The sequence below is a fragment of the Larkinella knui genome, assembly GCF_003858645.1.
Classification (GTDB): domain Bacteria; phylum Bacteroidota; class Bacteroidia; order Cytophagales; family Spirosomataceae; genus Larkinella; species Larkinella knui.
Genome location: NZ_RQJP01000006.1, coordinates 535,751 through 552,177 on the forward strand (window position 1 = coordinate 535,751; position 16,427 = coordinate 552,177).

15 protein-coding genes are annotated in these 16,427 nt (G+C 51.9%); 9 read left to right on the forward strand and 6 right to left on the reverse strand.

Annotated elements, in window-relative coordinates; all coding sequences use genetic code 11:
- The first annotated feature begins 162 nt into the window (after positions 1–162).
- Together murQ and EHT87_RS28285 are read left to right on the forward strand one after the other, a co-directional pair.
- A complete protein-coding gene (gene murQ, locus EHT87_RS28280) occupies positions 163–975 on the forward strand; it encodes an N-acetylmuramic acid 6-phosphate etherase (RefSeq protein WP_124910132.1) in 813 nt (270 codons plus the stop codon).
- Positions 972–1,991 (forward strand): quinone oxidoreductase family protein, encoded by a 1,020-nt coding sequence (locus tag EHT87_RS28285; protein ID WP_124910133.1) that lies wholly within the window; start codon positions 972–974, stop codon positions 1,989–1,991. The genes murQ and EHT87_RS28285 overlap by 4 nt, the downstream gene beginning before the upstream one ends.
- A gap of 8 nt (positions 1,992–1,999) precedes the next feature.
- Here EHT87_RS28285 and EHT87_RS28290 read toward each other — a convergent pair whose 3' ends face one another.
- Complete coding sequence (locus EHT87_RS28290) at positions 2,000–3,013, reverse strand: LacI family DNA-binding transcriptional regulator (protein ID WP_124910134.1); 1,014 nt, start codon at positions 3,011–3,013, stop codon at positions 2,000–2,002.
- Between the two features lie 111 nt (positions 3,014–3,124).
- Here EHT87_RS28290 and EHT87_RS28295 point away from each other — a divergent pair, with 111 nt between their 5' ends.
- The 5 genes from EHT87_RS28295 to bioA all read left to right on the forward strand — a co-directional run bounded on the left by EHT87_RS28295 (position 3,125) and on the right by bioA (position 8,778).
- Complete coding sequence (locus EHT87_RS28295; RefSeq protein WP_124910135.1) at positions 3,125–4,522, forward strand: Gfo/Idh/MocA family protein; 1,398 nt, start codon at positions 3,125–3,127, stop codon at positions 4,520–4,522.
- 55 nt (positions 4,523–4,577) lie between these two features.
- Positions 4,578–5,333, forward strand: a complete 756-nt coding sequence (locus EHT87_RS28300) for a glucosamine-6-phosphate deaminase (protein ID WP_124910136.1) — start codon at positions 4,578–4,580, stop codon at positions 5,331–5,333.
- A 244-nt stretch (positions 5,334–5,577) separates the two neighbouring features.
- Positions 5,578–6,723 carry an aminotransferase class I/II-fold pyridoxal phosphate-dependent enzyme gene (locus EHT87_RS28305; protein WP_124910137.1) on the forward strand — a complete coding sequence of 382 codons (1,146 nt, stop codon included), beginning with the start codon at positions 5,578–5,580 and terminating at the stop codon, positions 6,721–6,723.
- An 86-nt stretch (positions 6,724–6,809) separates the two neighbouring features.
- Positions 6,810–7,460 carry a dethiobiotin synthase gene (bioD, locus tag EHT87_RS28310; RefSeq protein WP_124910138.1) on the forward strand — a complete coding sequence of 217 codons (651 nt, stop codon included), beginning with the start codon at positions 6,810–6,812 and terminating at the stop codon, positions 7,458–7,460.
- Positions 7,441–8,778 (forward strand): adenosylmethionine--8-amino-7-oxononanoate transaminase, encoded by a 1,338-nt coding sequence (gene bioA / locus EHT87_RS28315; protein WP_124910214.1) that lies wholly within the window; start codon positions 7,441–7,443, stop codon positions 8,776–8,778. The genes bioD and bioA overlap by 20 nt, the downstream gene beginning before the upstream one ends.
- A 121-nt stretch (positions 8,779–8,899) precedes the next feature.
- Here bioA and EHT87_RS28320 read toward each other — a convergent pair whose 3' ends face one another.
- Positions 8,900–9,625: an MIP/aquaporin family protein gene (locus EHT87_RS28320; protein WP_124910139.1), complete on the reverse strand. Its 726-nt coding sequence runs from the start codon at positions 9,623–9,625 to the stop codon at positions 8,900–8,902.
- 151 nt (positions 9,626–9,776) lie between these two features.
- Between EHT87_RS28320 and purB the strand changes: the two genes are divergently transcribed.
- A complete protein-coding gene (gene purB, locus EHT87_RS28325) occupies positions 9,777–11,117 on the forward strand; it encodes an adenylosuccinate lyase (RefSeq protein WP_124910140.1) in 1,341 nt (446 codons plus the stop codon).
- Between the two features lie 12 nt (positions 11,118–11,129).
- Here purB and proC read toward each other — a convergent pair whose 3' ends face one another.
- The 3 genes from proC to gatB all read right to left on the reverse strand — a co-directional run bounded on the left by proC (position 11,130) and on the right by gatB (position 14,711).
- The gene (gene proC, locus EHT87_RS28330) at positions 11,130–11,933 is read right to left on the reverse strand and encodes a pyrroline-5-carboxylate reductase (protein WP_124910141.1); all 804 of its coding nucleotides are present in this window, start codon (positions 11,931–11,933) and stop codon (positions 11,130–11,132) included.
- A gap of 117 nt (positions 11,934–12,050) precedes the next feature.
- On the reverse strand, positions 12,051–13,199 hold the full coding sequence (locus tag EHT87_RS28335) for a TlpA disulfide reductase family protein (RefSeq protein ID WP_124910142.1): 1,149 nt from the start codon (positions 13,197–13,199) through the stop codon (positions 12,051–12,053).
- A gap of 12 nt (positions 13,200–13,211) precedes the next feature.
- Positions 13,212–14,711, reverse strand: coding sequence for an Asp-tRNA(Asn)/Glu-tRNA(Gln) amidotransferase subunit GatB (gene gatB / locus EHT87_RS28340; protein WP_124910143.1), 1,500 nt, complete (start codon positions 14,709–14,711; stop codon positions 13,212–13,214).
- Positions 14,712–15,089: 378 nt separating this feature from the next.
- On the opposite strand from gatB, the gene EHT87_RS28345 reads away from it, so the two are divergent.
- A complete protein-coding gene (locus EHT87_RS28345; protein WP_124910144.1) occupies positions 15,090–15,512 on the forward strand; it encodes a hypothetical protein in 423 nt (140 codons plus the stop codon).
- 48 nt (positions 15,513–15,560) lie between these two features.
- Here the strand turns inward: EHT87_RS28345 and EHT87_RS28350 are convergent, their stop codons facing one another.
- A complete protein-coding gene (locus EHT87_RS28350; RefSeq protein ID WP_124910145.1) occupies positions 15,561–16,397 on the reverse strand; it encodes a phytoene/squalene synthase family protein in 837 nt (278 codons plus the stop codon).
- Between the last annotated feature and the right edge of the window lie 30 nt (positions 16,398–16,427).

Consider the following 16,427-nt stretch of genomic DNA (forward strand, 5'->3'; position numbering starts at 1 on the left):
TCAATTAGCGAAAATTCGCTGAAAGCGTAATTCGATCCAAAGGAAAAAAAATGAAATGAAATACGCAAGGTTTTTTGTCTGATTTTTTAGCATTTTTTTTCACTATGCATAGATACTATAGAATTGATTGTACTTTTGATAGACTTAAAATAGAACTATACAATGATTACCGAAAACGCATCCCACTACGATCACCTCGAGCAAATGTCTGTTCAGGAGTTGCTGACGCACATCAATGCTGAAGATAAAACCGTTCCGCTGGCGGTTGAGAAAGCCATTCCGCAAATTGAAGCACTCGTAACGGAGGTCGTAAAACGGATGAAAGAAGGCGGCCGGTTGTTCTACATTGGTGCCGGAACCAGCGGTCGTCTGGGCATTGTCGATGCCTCGGAATGCCCGCCCACCTACGGCGTTTCGCCGGATCTGGTGGTTGGCCTGATTGCCGGTGGTGACCGCGCCATTCGCAGTGCCGTCGAAAATGCGGAAGATGATTCCGAGCAGGCGTGGAAGGATTTGGCCCCTTATCACATCGATCATCTCGACACGCTCATCGGCATTGCCGCATCGGGCCGGACACCCTACGTCATCGGCGGTTTGCAGCAGGCCCGCGAAGCCGGTATTCTGACGGGTTGCGTCGTTTGCAATCCTGGATCGGCCGTTGCCCAGGCCGCCGAATTCCCGGTTGAAGTGGTGGTCGGACCGGAATTTGTGACGGGAAGCACGCGCATGAAGTCGGGAACCGCGCAGAAATTGGTTCTCAACATGATCTCGACCTCGGTCATGATTCAACTGGGCCGCGTAAAAGGCAATAAAATGGTTGATATGCAGCTCACCAATCACAAACTGAAAATCCGGGCGGCCAATATGGTGATGAGTGAAACCGGCGTGACGCGGGAAAAAGCCGAGGAATTGCTGGCAAAATTTGGCAGCGTTCGAAATGCGATCTTGAATGCCGATCAACCATTAGACCTATGAAAGCCATCGTCCAAACCGCGCTTCACCAACCGGCCCAATACGTTGACGTTGAAACACCCACCGCCGGGCCCGGTGCGGTGATTGTGCAAATCAAAGCTGCCGGAATCAACCACCGGGATGTGTTTATTCAGCACGGTTTGTATCCCAAAATGCAGTTGCCGACGATTCTCGGATCCGACGGGGCCGGTATTGTCATTGAAACCGGCGACGGCGTCGATCCGGCCTGGTCATCGCAGGAAGTGATCATCAATCCGGCGCTGAACTGGGGACCAAATCCCAACTTTTACGGGCCGGATTTCAGAATTCTGGGTATGCCCGACAACGGCACCTACGCCGAGTACCTGAAAATCGAGGCCCGCTACCTGCACCGGAAACCGGCTCATCTGACCTTCGAACAGGCTGCCGCCCTCCCGTTAGCGGGTTTGACCGCCTGGCGGGCGTTGATGACCCGGGCCCGATTGCAAACGAATCAACCGGAGCGGGTTTTGATCACCGGAATTGGCGGAGGAGTCGCCCTGACGGCTCTGCAATTTGCCGTGGCCCTCGGCGCTGAAGTCTGGGTAACGTCCGGTTCGGAGGAAAAACGGCAACGGGCGCTGGATCTGGGCGCAACCGGCGGGGTTATTTACCACGATGCGGAGTGGGCCAAAACGCTGATGGCAAAAACCGGGGGCGGCAAAGGCGGGTATTTCGACGTCATCATCGACAGTGCCGCCGGGCCGGGATTCGCCAAACTGGTCGATGTGGCCGCGCCGGGTGGCCGCATTGTTTTCTACGGCGGAACAACGGGAAATATTATGGATGTAGCCCCGTCCAAAGTCTTCTTCAAACAACTGAACATTTACGGCACGACGATGGGAACCGAACCCGAGTTCGCCGATATGACCCGGTTTGTAGAAGAAAACCAACTGGTTCCCGTTCTGGATGAGGTATTTTTGTTGGCAAATGCCGAACAGGCGCTTCGGAAAATGGAAGCCGGAAAACAGTTCGGGAAGCTCGTTTTGCAGGTTTCCTGAGCAAAGATTCAACGCCGTGTCGATTCCCGAACGATCAGTCGGGCCGGTAAAATCACGTCCTGCGCTTCGAAGTTTTTCCTGCTTATGTGTTTCAGTAACAATTCACAACTGAGTTTTCCGATGTCAAAAGCGGGTTCGGCCACGGTCGTCAGCGTTGGAGAGATAATCTGCGCCATCGGATCGTTGGTGAATCCGATAACGCCCACTTCTTTTCCAATACGAATGTTCCGCTCTTTTAATGCCAGCATGGCCCCAATCGCTTTCCGGTCGTTGACGGCAAACAAGGCATCCGGTTTCTCGGCCAGCTTCCATAACTGAGTCACATCGTCAAAACCGCATTCCTGCGAAAAACCAGAGTGAATAATCCAGTCGGATTGAACCGACAGACCGCTGTTTTCCAGCGCATCTTCGTATCCTTTCCGGCGTTTTTGAGTAAATGTCAGTCCCGCGGGACCGGCGAGGTGCGCAATTCGCCGATACCCCTGATCGATCAAGTGCTGCGTGGCTTCGAAAGCGCCGTGGTAATCGTCCTGCATCACTTTGGAAGTCAAAACCGCATCGGCAACCCGGTCAAAAAACACCACCGGGATTCCGTTTCGAATCAATTCTTCAAAATGGGCCTGTGAGTCGGCCCGGGACGATACCGACACCAGCAAACCGTCCAGACTGCTCTGCGAAAGGTCGTTGAGAATAGCCTGCTCACGTTCGGCCGAATCGTTGGTAATAAACACAATCAGGTTGTAACCGTGGGCGTTGGCGACCTGCTCGATACCGGTAAAAACCGTCGAAAAATAATAATTGGTGATCGCGGGCATCAACACGCCGATGTGGTGCGTCTGGCTTTGCACCAGCCCAATGGCGTTGAAATTAGGTTTGTAATGCAGTTCCATCGCTTTCGCCAGGACTTTTTCCCGCGTTTTCGGATTCACATCGTACGCATCCCGCAAAGCGCGGGAAACCGTCGAAACCGAAATATCCAATTCCCGGGCAATATCCTTAATCGTAATGTAGTGGCGTCGCATCGGTTGCTTTTCGGTAACGTTCTCGCTACTTTATTTGGCAAATTAATTGATTCCACGGGCGATTTCTAATTACTTCGGTTTCTGACTGATTCCACTGATAACCTGATACCCATGAACAAGAAACGCCGGGATTTTTTAAAACTGACCGGGCTGGCCGGTGCCGGGCTCTCCACGGCTCCGTTCAGCTACGGTTTGCCGTCTGTCACCCAGGCTCCTCGTCCTCCGAAACAGGCCTTCAACATGTGCGGTTTTGGCGCGCCCAAAATCGATACGGTTCGGATTGGTTACATCGGAATCGGAAACCGGGGCTCCGGAGCGCTTCAGCGGATTGTTCACCTGGAAAATGTAGTCGTTCAGGCGGTTTGTGATATTCGGCCGGAGCGCGTCGAGGAAGCCCGAAAGTCGCTGGAGAAAACCGCCCACCGCCCGACCTATTACAGCGGAAAAGCCGATAGCTGGAAAACCCTTTGCGACCGGAAGGACATCGACCTGATTTACATTTGCACGCCCTGGAATCTGCACACGCCGATGGCTTTGTATGCCATGGAACAAGGCAAACACGTCGCCTGCGAGATTCCCATTGCCACCACCGTCGACGATTGCTGGAAACTGGTGGAAACATCCGAACGGACCAAACGGCATTGCATGATGCTGGAGAACTGCTGCTACGATTTCTTCGAACTCCTCACGCTGAACATGGCCCGCCAGGGTTTTTTCGGCGAACTGGTCCATGTGGAAGGCGCTTACATCCACGACATTTTCGATTCCTTCTTTGATAAAAACAAACGCTACGACCTCTGGCGGTTGAAGGAAAACCAGCGCAACGGCAACCTGTATCCGACGCACGGTCTGGGGCCCATTGCCCAGGTGCTCGACATCAACCGGGGTGATCAGATGGATTATCTGGTGGCCATGTCCAGCCAGGATTTTATGATCAGCAAAAAGATCAACGAACTGGCCGCGCAGGACACTGATTTTAAGCAGTTTCAGGGCAAATCGTTCCGGGGCAACATGAACACAACTACGATTCGGACCAAAAAAGGCCGGACGATCATGCTCCAGCACGACGTCAGTTCCCCGCGCCCGTATTCCCGGATCCACCTCGTTAGCGGAACAAAAGCCACCGCCCAGAAATATCCGCTGCCGGGCCGGATTTCGACGGGACACGAGTGGTTGTCGGAAACCGCTTATCAGGAACTCGAAAAGAAATACCAGCCGGAGATCGTCAAACGCGTGGGCGAACTGGCCAAGCAGGTAGGCGGCCACGGTGGCATGGATTTTCTGATGGACTGGCGGCTGATCGACTGCCTGCGCAACGGGTTGCCGCTGGACCAGGATGTGTATGATGCCGCGCTCTGGAGCAGCATTGGTCCGCTCAGTGAGTGGTCGGTGGCCCATCGGTCCAATTCCATCGACGTGCCGGATTTTACCGGCGGTTCCTGGAAAACCAACAAACCGGTCGACATCAGCCTGACCACGGGCGGCACAACCGGTATCAAAGGTCTTTAGTTGACCAACCCTATTTTTCAAATTTTTACGCTGAAAACCGCATTCAATCGTTTTTATGAACATTCAGATTTCAAAAACCGCCGGGGAACTGGGCGAGCAGTCAGGCCGGAAAGCCGGAGCCCTCATCCGCGAAGCCATTGCCGACCGGGGCCAGGCCAACGTCATTCTGGCCACTGGAACCAGCCAGTTTGCCACGCTACAGCAGCTTATTCGGGAAGATATCGACTGGAGCCGGGTGGTGATGTTTCATTTGGATGAGTACATCGGTTTGCCACTTTCGCACCCCGCCAGTTTTCGAAAATACTTGCAGGAACGATTTCTGGATCAGGTTTCGCCCTTGAAAGCCGTTCATCTCATCAACGGCGAGATTGATCCTCAGGCAGAAATCCGGCAGTTGAGTAACCTCATCGGGTTGCATCCCATCGACGTCGCCCTGGCCGGTATTGGCGAAAACGGGCATCTGGCGTTCAACGATCCCCCGGCTGATTTCGAAACGGAAGAACCGTATCTGATCGTCAATCTGGATGCCGCCTGCCGACGCCAGCAATTCAACGAAGGCTGGTTTCCGTCGCTGGAAGACGTTCCTACCCAGGCCATTAGCATGTCGGTTCGGCAAATCATGAAATCGCGGCATATTATCTGCTCGGTGCCGGATGAGCGAAAAGCCCGGGCCGTCAAAGACACGCTGGAGCAACCCGTCAGCAATCTTTTTCCGGCCAGTATTTTGCAATCACACCCGGCGTGTTACGTGTATCTGGATGAAGATTCGGCCCGTTTACTGGCCATAGAAACCGGGCAAAATGCGGGCTGATGCATACCGGATCGGGCTCTGTTAAACTCAGTTTGCGGTGAAAAACCGCCATTTGTACGCTCAAACATAAGTCTCTGATAGTCAGGCCATCATACTTTACCTTATACACTTTTTCTACAAAAAAGCTAAAACAGAGCGACTTATCCACATTCCTGTGTGGATAAGTCTTGATTTCATCCCATTTGTCCACATAGTTTTTCGTCACCGGCTTCCTGCTTACCTTTGCAAATAATCTGAAAACAAGGTGATAAAAGCGGATACTGCCGTGCTGGAATTGCTGGAAAAGCGCCGGGAAGCCGGGCTACTCCGGCGTTTGAAAAAGCCCGAAAACTTAGTTGATTTTTGCTCCAACGATTACCTCGGTCTGGCGCGGTCGTCGGTCTTGCGAGACACCATTGCCCAGGCCGTCGCCAGCCATCCGACGCTGCTGAACGGTGCCACCGGTTCGCGGTTGCTGGCCGGGAACTCCGCGCTGGCCGAAGAGCTGGAATCCGAAATCGCCGTCTTTCACAACGCCGAAGCCGCGCTGATTTTTAATTCCGGTTACGACGCCAACATCGGCTTGCTGGCCAGTTTGCCACAACGGGGCGACACCCTGCTGACCGATGAATTGATTCACGCCAGCATGATCGACGGTTCGCGGCTGAGCGTCGCCAATCGCTTTAAATTCCGGCACAACGACCTGGATGACCTGGAAAACCGCTTAAAACGGGCTACGGGAACGGTTTACGTGGCCGTTGAGTCGGTGTATTCGATGGACGGCGATCTGGCGCCCTTAGCCGAAATGACTGACCTCTGCGAACGGTATGAAGCCGCGTTAATCGTCGATGAAGCCCACGCAACGGGCGTTTTCGGTCCAAACGGCGCAGGATTGGTTCAGGCGCTCGGTTTGGAGAAGCGGGTTTTTGCACGGATTCACACCTTCGGAAAGGCACTGGGTGTTCACGGGGCAGCGGTGGTGGGGTCGACGGCTTTGCGCGATTTCCTGATTAATTTTGCCCGTTCCTTTGTGTATTCGACGGCTCTGCCTCCGCACAGTTTGCTGGCTATCCAGCGTGTTTACCGGTTTTTGCCGCAGAACGGACCACTTATTGAGCGTTTGCACGCGCTACGAACGTATTTTCAACAGCAAATTCAGGAACAGTTGCCGCAAACGGAATGGACTTCGGCCGATAGCCCGATTGTAGGCTTGATCGTGCCGGGTAATGACGCGTGCCGGGCTGTGGCAACGCAACTGCAAAAAGCCGGTTTTGACATCCGGCCCATCGTCAGCCCGACGGTGCCGGTGGGGCGCGAACGGCTGCGGATTTGTTTGCATGCGTTTAATTCGGAACCGGAAATCGATTTGTTGGTGCAGACGTTAAAATATATTGATGGAACACGGATTTAACGGATGGGACGGATTAGCGCAGATTTGATCCGTTTTTGATCCGTTCCATCCGTTAAATCCGTGTTCCTATCCAAAAACCTGTTACTATGCGTAAACCGTTGCAATTCATCATGGCCGGTATCGGCACCGAAATTGGCAAAACTGTGGTGTCGGCTATCATCGTGGAAGCCTTACAGGCCGATTACTGGAAGCCCGTGCAATCCGGTGCGCTCGAAGATTCGGATACGGAAACCGTCCGGCGGCTGATTTCGAATCCGGTTAGCCGGTTTCATCCGGAAACCTATCGGCTGCGGGAACCGTTATCGCCCCACGCGGCTGCGGCCATCGACGGTATTGAGATTTCGCTCAACGCCTTTGCATTACCCCAAACGACCAATCATCTCATCGTTGAACTGGCGGGCGGGTTGATGGTGCCGCTAAATAACCAGGACTTGATGATCGATCTGGTGAAACAACTGGATCTACCGGTTTTGCTGGTTTCCAAACATTACCTGGGCAGCATCAACCATACGCTGCTGTCAGTTGAAGCTTTGCAAAGCCGGTCTATTCCGATACGGGGAATTATCTTTAACGGCCCCGAAACACCGGCTACGGAAGCGTTTATCCTGAACTATACGGGATTGAATTGCTTGGGACGAATTGAGTGGGGAACCGAGGTGACCAACGAGTTTGTCAGTCGGCATGCGATTGACTTGCAGAAAAAATTGAATGAATACGATGGAGGTCTACACGAATGAGAATAGAAACCGGTCAGGTCTTGAAGATTTGACCGGTTTAAAGAGTCTGGGCGAGCGCGACCAGGCCGTCATCTGGCATCCGTTTACGCAAATGCAAACTGCTCCGCTGCCGATTCCGATTGTTCGGGGCGAGGGAACGCGGCTGTATGCCGAAGACGGCACCACATACATCGATGCGGTTTCGTCGTGGTGGGTCAATACCCACGGCCACAGCCATCCGTACATTGCGGAGAAAGTAGCCCAACAACTCCAAACGCTCGAACACGTCATTTTTGCCGGTTTTACCCACAAACCGGCCATCGAACTGGCCGAGCGGCTGTTGCCTGTTTTACCCACTAACCAGAACAAGATTTTCTATTCGGACAACGGTTCGACGGCGGTGGAAGTGGCACTTAAAATGGCGTTTCAGTACTGGCACAATACCGGACAACCGCGCCGGAAAGTCATTGCGCTCGAAGACGCTTACCACGGCGACACATTCGGCGCGATGGCCGTCAGCGGACGAAGCGCCTTTACGAGCCCGTTCGTGCCGTTTTTGTTCGATGTCGAGTATATTCCGACGCCCGTTCCGGGACGCGAGCAGGAAGCGGTCAACCAATTGCAGTCGTTGCTGAGCGACGATGTAGCGGCTTTTATCTTCGAACCGCTCATTCAGGGAGCCGGTGGCATGGTTATGTATAAACCGGAAATTCTGAATCAGCTCATCGGCATGGCCCGCAGCCACGGCGCCCTGATTATTGCCGATGAAGTGATGACCGGTTTTGGCCGAACGGGAAAATTGTTTGCCTCGCATCACCTCAGCGAACAACCCGACCTGATGAGCTTGTCGAAAGGACTGACCGGCGGAACAATGGCGCTGGGCGTAACGGCTTGTACCAAAAAGATTTATGACGCTTTTAAATCCGAAGACAAGCACAAAACGCTTTTCCACGGCCACTCGTTTACAGCCAATCCACTGGCCTGTACGGCGGCCCTCGCCAGCCTCGACCTGCTGCTTTCTGATAAAACACAGGAATCCATTCAGCGAATCAGTCGGCGGCATGCGGTTTTTGCGGAACACCTCACCCAAAAACCGGGTGTGAAAAACGTCCGCCAACAAGGCACCATTCTGGCATTTGATCTGGATGCGGACAGCCAAACCAGCTCGTATTTCAACACCATTCGCGATACCGCCTACCAGTTTCTGCTCGACCAGGGCGTGTTGATGCGGCCGCTGGGGAATGTCCTGTACATTCTACCGCCGTATTGCATCACCGATGAAGAGTTGGATACGGTTTATGCGGCCATTGAGCGCTTGCTGCAACACATCAACCGGTAAAAGACTACGTTCCCGACTGCCAATTCGGCCCCGGCGGGGCCACCTGTTCCTAGCAAAGCTAGCCCGAAAACCCGCAAGCCCCTACGGGGTAAAAACGGCTAGCTTTCCAATCGCAATCAGGTTACAGCGCGTACCACCGGATCAGCAAACCGCCCAGAATGGCACCGACTAGGGGGCCAACGATGGGCACCCAGGCATAGCCCCAATCCGACGAGCCCTTTCCCGGAATCGGCAGGATCGCATGGGCGATCCGGGGACCCAAATCGCGGGCGGGATTGATGGCATAGCCGGTGGTGCCACCCAACGAAAGACCAATGCTCCAGACCAGTACACCGACTAAATACGGCCCCAACCCAATGGCAATTGTTCCGAGGGCCTTGGCCGAAATCCCGGCAATCCCGACGATCAGGGCCAGCGTGCCAATGGCTTCACTGATGACATTGCCGACCGAATTGCGAATGGCCGGACCCGTGGAAAAAACCGCCAGCTTGGCCCCCGGATCGGGCGTAGCGGCCCAATGGGGTAAATAATGCAGCCAAACCAGCACCGCTCCCAGGAAAGCACCGATGAGCTGAGCCGGAATGTAAGTCGCCAGATTGCTGTAATCGCCAGTGGCCACGGCAAAAGCTACGCTTACCGCCGGATTCAGGTGGCCGTCGATACTGCCGAACGCTTTGGCAACGAACACGCCCATCGTAACGGCAAAGGCCCAGCCGGTTGTAATGACAATCCAGCCGGATGCTTCGCCCTTGGTCTGCTTCAACACGACGTTTGCGACGACGCCATCGCCCAAAAGAATCAATACCATTGTTCCAACCAGTTCGCCGAGAAAGGGAGAGAGTTGCATAGAAAAAGGGAAGGTTTAGGAGTAAGGCGACTAATCGTATTAAGTCAATAAAATATTCGTTCTGTCATAAAGCCGCCAATATACAGGAATTTTAATTATTCTGAAGAGTGGTTTCGGACGGTTCGGTTAACTTTGCGGTTTCTTTTAGCTTATGAAACTTTCCGCGCTTACCGCCGTATCGCCCATTGATGGCCGTTACCGCCGTCAAATTGAATCGCTGGCCCCTTATTTTTCGGAATGGGGACTCATTCGTTACCGCATCCGGATTGAGATCGAATACTTTATCGAGCTCTGCGAACTACCGCTGCCCCAGTTGAAAGACATCGACCATCAGGTTTTTCCAAAATTGCGGGCGTTGTACGAGAATTTTTCGGAAGCGGATGCGCTGCGGATCAAAGAAATTGAGCGCGAAACCAACCACGACGTCAAAGCGGTGGAGTATTTCATCAAGGAAAAACTGGCGGATCTGAACATCGCCGACCACCTGGAATTTATTCACTTTGGTCTTACATCGCAGGATATCAACAATACCGCTACGCCCTTGCTGTTGAGCGACGCGTTGGAGACCGAAATTGAGCCCCAATACCGGGAAGTTTTCATGAAGTTGCAGGAGTTGGCGGAGCAGTGGAAAGCCATCCCGATGCTGGCCCGCACCCACGGCCAGCCAGCCTCTCCGACGCGTCTGGGCAAGGAACTCCTGGTTTTTTGTGAACGGATTGAAAAACAGCTTTTTATGCTTTCGTCCATTCCGGTATCCGCCAAATTTGGGGGCGCAACCGGTAATTTCAACGCGCATTGTGTGGCCTACCCGGACATCGACTGGAAAAGCTTTGGCGACGATTTTGTGGAAAAACTGGGTCTGGAACGGAGCCAGAATACGACACAAATCGAGCATTACGACATGCTGGCGGCTACGCTCGATGCCTTCAAACGGCTGAATACGATTCTGATCGATCTGAACCGCGATATGTGGGCCTACATTTCGATGAATTACTTCAAGCAGCAGATTAAGGCGGGCGAAGTGGGGTCGTCGGCGATGCCACACAAGGTGAATCCGATCGATTTTGAAAATTCGGAGGGCAACCTGGGCATTGCCAATGCGGTATTTGAGCACCTGTCGGCAAAATTGCCCATTTCACGACTGCAACGCGATCTGACCGATTCAACGGTTTTGCGCAACCTGGGCGTTCCGTTTGCCCATTCGCTGATTGCGTTGAAATCATTGTTAAAAGGCCTGGGAAAACTGCAACTGAACGAAGCCGCCATTCACGCCGACCTGGAAGAGAACTGGGCCGTGGTAGCCGAAGGCATTCAAACCATTCTTCGGCGCGAAGGCTATCCAAAACCGTATGAAGCCCTGAAGGATTTGACCCGGACGAATGAGAAAATTACCGCCGACACCATGGCGCGGTTTATCGACGGATTGAACGTTTCAGATTCGGTAAAGGCGGAATTACGAGCCATTACGCCGTATACGTATACGGGAATTTAACCTCGTCAGCGGTCAGGATTTGCTCAGCTCCGTGGCCCGAACCTGGGCGGCTTTAATTCCCGCAATCAGTGTATCCGACAAACCGCCTTCTTCAAACCGTTTCAGCGCGGCTTCCGTCGTGCCACCTTTGGACGCAACGGCTTTGATCAGTTCGTCCAGGGATTTATCGGCGGTATTGATCAGATGGAAAGCACCGAGCATCGTTTGTTTTACCAGCAACGAAGCGACGGAATCATCGAAGCCCATTTGTTTTCCGGCTTCAATCATGGCTTTCACGAGGTAGTAAAAATACGCCGGGCCGCTGCCACTGAGGGCTGTAACGGCGTCCAGCAGAGCTTCGTCTTCCAAAAAAATGGATCGACCTGTGGCATTGATCAGGTTTTCGACTTTGCGCAGATTGCCCAGATCTATTTCTTTTGCGGCCGTAAAACCGGTGATTCCCATCCCCAGCATAGCGGGCGTGTTGGGCATGGCGCGGATCACCAGCCGGTGGTTCAGCTTTTCCTGAATGATTGCAATCGGAATGCCTGCCATGATCGATAAAACAACCTGTTGCGGTTGAATGGCTTCCCGCAGGTCTTCCTGCAAACTATTGAAATCCTGCGGTTTAACCGACAAAATAATTAAATCCACTTCCGAAATCCGGGCACTGATGGTGTCGACTACGACGCCGGTTTTTTCGGCTTTTAAGGCTTCGGAACGTTCTGCACTTTTTTCAACGAGCAGTAAATCTTCTTTTTTTACCAAATCATACTGCAAAAAAGACTTGGCAAAGGCCATGCCCATATTGCCGCAACCGACGATCGCAATTTTCATAAAAGAGGTGGTGAGTTTTCGGTTTTCAGTTTACGGTTTACGGTGGCTGACGCGCTCTAGCTGGCGCATGAAGGATAACGCGTCAGCCACCGTAAACTGTAAACCGAAAACCGTCAATTATTTATCCAGAATGGATTCCAGTTTTTGCTCCAAAGCCGGGCCGCGGAGGTTTCGGGCAATGATTTTTCCATCTTTATCCAGCAAAAACGTGGTTGGAATTACCTGAATCGAATATTGCTGGGCAACGGCGGAACTCCCGTTTTTCTTGCCCAATACGTTCGTCCAGATCATACCGTCGTTTTCGATGGCTTTCAGCCAGGCATTCTTGTTGTCATCGAGTGAAATACTGAATACTTCAAACCCCTTTTCCTTGTACTTATTATACATCCGTACCACATTCGGGTTTTCTTCCCGACACGGTTTGCACCACGACGCCCAGAAGTCGATCAGGACGTATTTGCCACGCAATGAAGACAGGCTAATCACCTGACCCTTTGCATCTTCCAGCGTCACATCCGGTGCCAGCGCCCCCTCGACCACCGCGACCTGTGTAGCCTGAGCCGCCATTTCGCTCTTGGCCATCGTCACAAAGTTGATGAAGGCCTGGGCCTGTTTGCCGGTCAACTTGGCTTTCTGCATTTGCTCTGCCAGCGATTCATACAAGGGAAAATGCTCTTTTGGATCCAGGTATTTGAGCGCAATCATCGCCACACTCGAGGTGCCCATCTGCGGAATCATCGCCTTGATCGTGTCGATGACCTGCTTGTTGGTGGCCATCACTTCCCGATCAATGGCTTCACCTTTTTTAAGGTCATTTTTCTGGGCAGCTTCGGCGGCTTGTTTTTGCCACTCTTTGCTTTTTTTCTGCATCATGGCATCGATTGCCACAATTTTCGGATAATACTCCATGTTCACGGAGCCTTTTATCCGAAGCTTGTTTTTATCGTTCAGATCCGCCGTAACGGCCAGATTTTCACCTCCTTCTACCAGCAAACTCGCAAACTGCTCATTGGCAAGGTTGAGTTTGTAAAAACTCCCGCCGTTTATTTCGTTGCCTTTCAGCGCAAAACTTCCATTGGCGTCGATCTGGGTCGAATCGAGTCGTTTGGAAACCTTCTCGTTCGTCTCCAAATAGGCTTTACTGCCCGGCTTTGCATGTTGCACCGTGCCTGTTACCGTAAATTCTTTTCCGGCATTCTGAGCAAAAGCCGCCAGGGGCAAGGCTAAACCCACTAAAACGACAAATCCAATCCGATTTTTTTTCATCTTACCTGTACGTTATAACGGAGAAGACAATGATTTTTGAAGCAATTCATTGGTCAGTTTCGGGTCGGCGCTGCCTTTCGATTTTTTCATTACTTCACCCACAAACAGGCCCAGTAACCCTTTCTTACCCTTTTTATATTCTTTGACTTTGTCGGGCCAGGCCGCCAGCACCTCATCTACCAACGTCTGCAACGTATCGGTATTGCTGTTTTGCAGTAAATTCTGTTCCTGCGCCACCTGTTCCGGTGACTTTTCCGGCTGTTCGATCAACACCGGAAAAATCCGCTGGCTGGCCGTCGAGAAGCTCACTTTGCCCGAATCCACTAAGCTGATTAATTCCGCTAATTTTTCGACCGAAAGTGGAAACTGACCATCACGCAGCGATTTTTCGGACAGCTGGGCTTTCACCGGCCCCATAATCCAGTTGGAAACCGCTTTATAATGGGTCGTCAATTGACCAACGGCTTCAAAATAATCCGCCAGTTCTTTCACATCGGCTAGCAAAGCCGCATCGTATTCCGGTAAACCGTAGTGATTGAGGAGTTTTTCATATCGCTCTTTCGGAAGGGCGGGCATGTTGGCGCGGATCTCGGCCAGCCATTCGTCCGACACCACCACCGGACTCAGATCCGGGTCCGGAAAATACCGGTAGTCGTTCATGGTTTCCTTCATCCGCATGCCGTGCGTCAGTCCGGTATGGGCGTCGAACATGCGGGTTTCCTGAACGATGGTTCCGCCGGTTTCGATGGCCTCGACCTGCCGCCGTTGCTCCGATTCGATGGCCCGCTGGACGTTGCGGATCGAGTTCATGTTTTTGATTTCGACTTTGGTCCCAAATTCCTCTTCGCCCCACAAGCGCACCGAAACGTTGACATCGCAGCGCAGCGAGCCTTCTTCCATGTTGCCGTCGCAAATGTCGAGATACCGCACCAGCCGCCGGACTTCGGTCAGATACGCGGCCGCTTCTTCGGCACTGCGAATAACCGGGTCGGTCACCATCTCGATCAGGGGCGTTCCGGCGCGGTTATAATCCAGAACGGTGTGCCAGTCGCCGTCGTGAATCGATTTTCCGGCGTCTTCCTCCAGGTGAATGTGATGCAGCAAAACCGCTTTTTCGACGACTTGTCCGTTGGCATCTTTGAATTTCACCGGCACTTCACCACCGACGCAAATCGGCGTTTTATCCTGCGATAACTGGTATCCTTTCGGCAGATCGGGATAGAAATAATTTTTACGGGCAAAAATGTTGTATTGCGTAATCGCGGATCGACAGGCCAGACCCATTCTGACCGCCAGTTCGACGGCTTTCCGGTTGAGTTTGGGTAACGTACCCGGATGCCCCAGCGTGATGACACTAATGTTGGTATTGGGTTCGCTGCCGAAGTGGTTGGAATCGGCGGCAAAGATTTTCGTTGCCGTCAGGAGCTGGCAGTGAACTTCCAGACCAATTACCAGCTCATATTTTGCCAGTACCCCGGCAGATACCGTCTTTTCGGCCGTTTCTGAAACCATAGGCTAAACCTTAGTAAGATTGAGATACTAGTCCCGTTTACAGTTTTCCATTTACGGTTTATGGTGGCTGACGCATTCTTAGTAAGCGTGCGTCAGCCACCGTAAACTGAAAACCGTAAACTATAAACCAGAAACCGCAAAGATACGGTTAAAATCTCATTTCACTATTCAGGGGACTACTTGTAAAAAACCGCTTTTTATTGACTGATTTTTATACAAACAGTGATTATAAAAACAACTTTTGAGATCGTTACTGTACGGCAACGCATTGTATACAAATAAGTTATAAATTTATTAACGATATTTTATAGGTGAATCAACGAAGATTTGCCAATTAAAAAATTGCATTCTGTCCATTTATCAAAACTTAATACAACCATGAAAAGGAAAATTTACAATTCGCAGAATCTGAAACGGGCCCTGCTGATGCTGGCCGTTGCGGGCGGATTAACCCGGTATTCGGCGCGGGCTCAAACACCGGAAGCCATCCGCGAAACGGCGAAAGAGAACCCGGCGCTGGAATTATCATTTCGGGAAGTGAGTACGTTGAAGTTTCGCCTTGAAGTCACCAGGCCGTTTTTGCTGCTCCATGATGCGGTCAGTGTTTTTATTCTCACCAAAGACCGTCAAATTTTATATGCCAGGACCTATTCGCATCATGCGTTGCGAATTACGACGTTTGACCTTTCAACTTTGCAGGATGGAACGTATGGGTTTGAAGTTCGCTCGGGCGATGAGCGGGTAACCCAATTATTTGATATCAAGACGAAATCGAAGCGGGTTATTCTGGCCCGGAATTAAAATTGAGTATTCGTCAAGAACGGCCGGATGTACTGCATCGGGCCGTTTTTATTGCCCGCTCCACCGAAATCGCACGTAGGTCTGCGCCAGCAAAGCGATCTTTTTCATATCCGGAACCCGCACCCGCTCCTCCTGAATCCGCGATGCCGGCACCTGTTTGATTTTGTTAAACAGGGTTTGGTAGTACGTATAGGCCAGATAAACGCCCATTCGGGCCCCGCGCGGAAGATTTAGAATGCCCATATAGGCTTCATCAAAATCGCGCTGAATGTCTTCTTCGATAAGCCGCTTGGCGTCTTTGGTAAAGGCATTGAAATCGACACCGGGGAAATAAATGCGGCCCCGATCCACGTAATCACTCTTGAGATCACGCAAAAAATTCACTTTCTGAAAGGCCGATCCCAGTTTCCTGGCGGGCTCTTCCAACCGTTCATACATAGCTTTATCGCCTTCGCAAAAGACTCGCAGACACATCAATCCCACTACTTCTGCGGAGCCATAAATATAGTCCTGATAGCTGTTGTCGTTGTATTGATTGCAATACAGGTCCATTTCCATGCTTTTCAGGAATGAATCGATCATTTTCCGTTCAATACCGTATTCCTTGACGACCCCCTGAAATGAGTGTAAAATCGGGTTCAGGCTAATACCGCTCTCAATGGCTTCGTAGGTATCCCGCTTGAATTTTTCCAGTAAATACTTCTGATCATGGTTGTAAAACGTGTCTACAATCTCGTCGGCATACCGGACAAAACCGTAAACGGCATAAATCGGAAAGTGAAACTTGCGGCTTAACGTTTTGATACCCAGTGTAAAGGAAGTACTGTAATACTCGGTAACCAGCTTGCTGCACTCTAACGCAGTTCGATTGAATAACTCGATCATAGGGGTCGTTGCTGGGCTGAACCGTCTTCA

What these genes read in the sequence shown, in the direction of transcription:
- purB (WP_124910140.1), top strand. Translation starts at nt 9,777, where the DNA reads ATGAAACTTTCCGCGCTTACCGCCGTATCGCCCATTGATGGCCGTTAC.
- EHT87_RS28345 (WP_124910144.1), top strand. Translation starts at nt 15,090, where the DNA reads ATGAAAAGGAAAATTTACAATTCGCAGAATCTGAAACGGGCCCTGCTG.
- EHT87_RS28300 (WP_124910136.1), top strand. Translation starts at nt 4,578, where the DNA reads ATGAACATTCAGATTTCAAAAACCGCCGGGGAACTGGGCGAGCAGTCA.
- bioD (WP_124910138.1), top strand. Translation starts at nt 6,810, where the DNA reads ATGCGTAAACCGTTGCAATTCATCATGGCCGGTATCGGCACCGAAATT.
- EHT87_RS28350 (WP_124910145.1), bottom strand. Translation starts at nt 16,397, where the DNA reads ATGATCGAGTTATTCAATCGAACTGCGTTAGAGTGCAGCAAGCTGGTT.
- EHT87_RS28285 (WP_124910133.1), top strand. Translation starts at nt 972, where the DNA reads ATGAAAGCCATCGTCCAAACCGCGCTTCACCAACCGGCCCAATACGTT.
- bioA (WP_124910214.1), top strand. Translation starts at nt 7,441, where the DNA reads ATGGAGGTCTACACGAATGAGAATAGAAACCGGTCAGGTCTTGAAGAT.
- EHT87_RS28320 (WP_124910139.1), bottom strand. Translation starts at nt 9,625, where the DNA reads ATGCAACTCTCTCCCTTTCTCGGCGAACTGGTTGGAACAATGGTATTG.
- EHT87_RS28290 (WP_124910134.1), bottom strand. Translation starts at nt 3,013, where the DNA reads ATGCGACGCCACTACATTACGATTAAGGATATTGCCCGGGAATTGGAT.
- murQ (WP_124910132.1), top strand. Translation starts at nt 163, where the DNA reads ATGATTACCGAAAACGCATCCCACTACGATCACCTCGAGCAAATGTCT.
- gatB (WP_124910143.1), bottom strand. Translation starts at nt 14,711, where the DNA reads ATGGTTTCAGAAACGGCCGAAAAGACGGTATCTGCCGGGGTACTGGCA.
- EHT87_RS28335 (WP_124910142.1), bottom strand. Translation starts at nt 13,199, where the DNA reads ATGAAAAAAAATCGGATTGGATTTGTCGTTTTAGTGGGTTTAGCCTTG.
- EHT87_RS28295 (WP_124910135.1), top strand. Translation starts at nt 3,125, where the DNA reads ATGAACAAGAAACGCCGGGATTTTTTAAAACTGACCGGGCTGGCCGGT.
- proC (WP_124910141.1), bottom strand. Translation starts at nt 11,933, where the DNA reads ATGAAAATTGCGATCGTCGGTTGCGGCAATATGGGCATGGCCTTTGCC.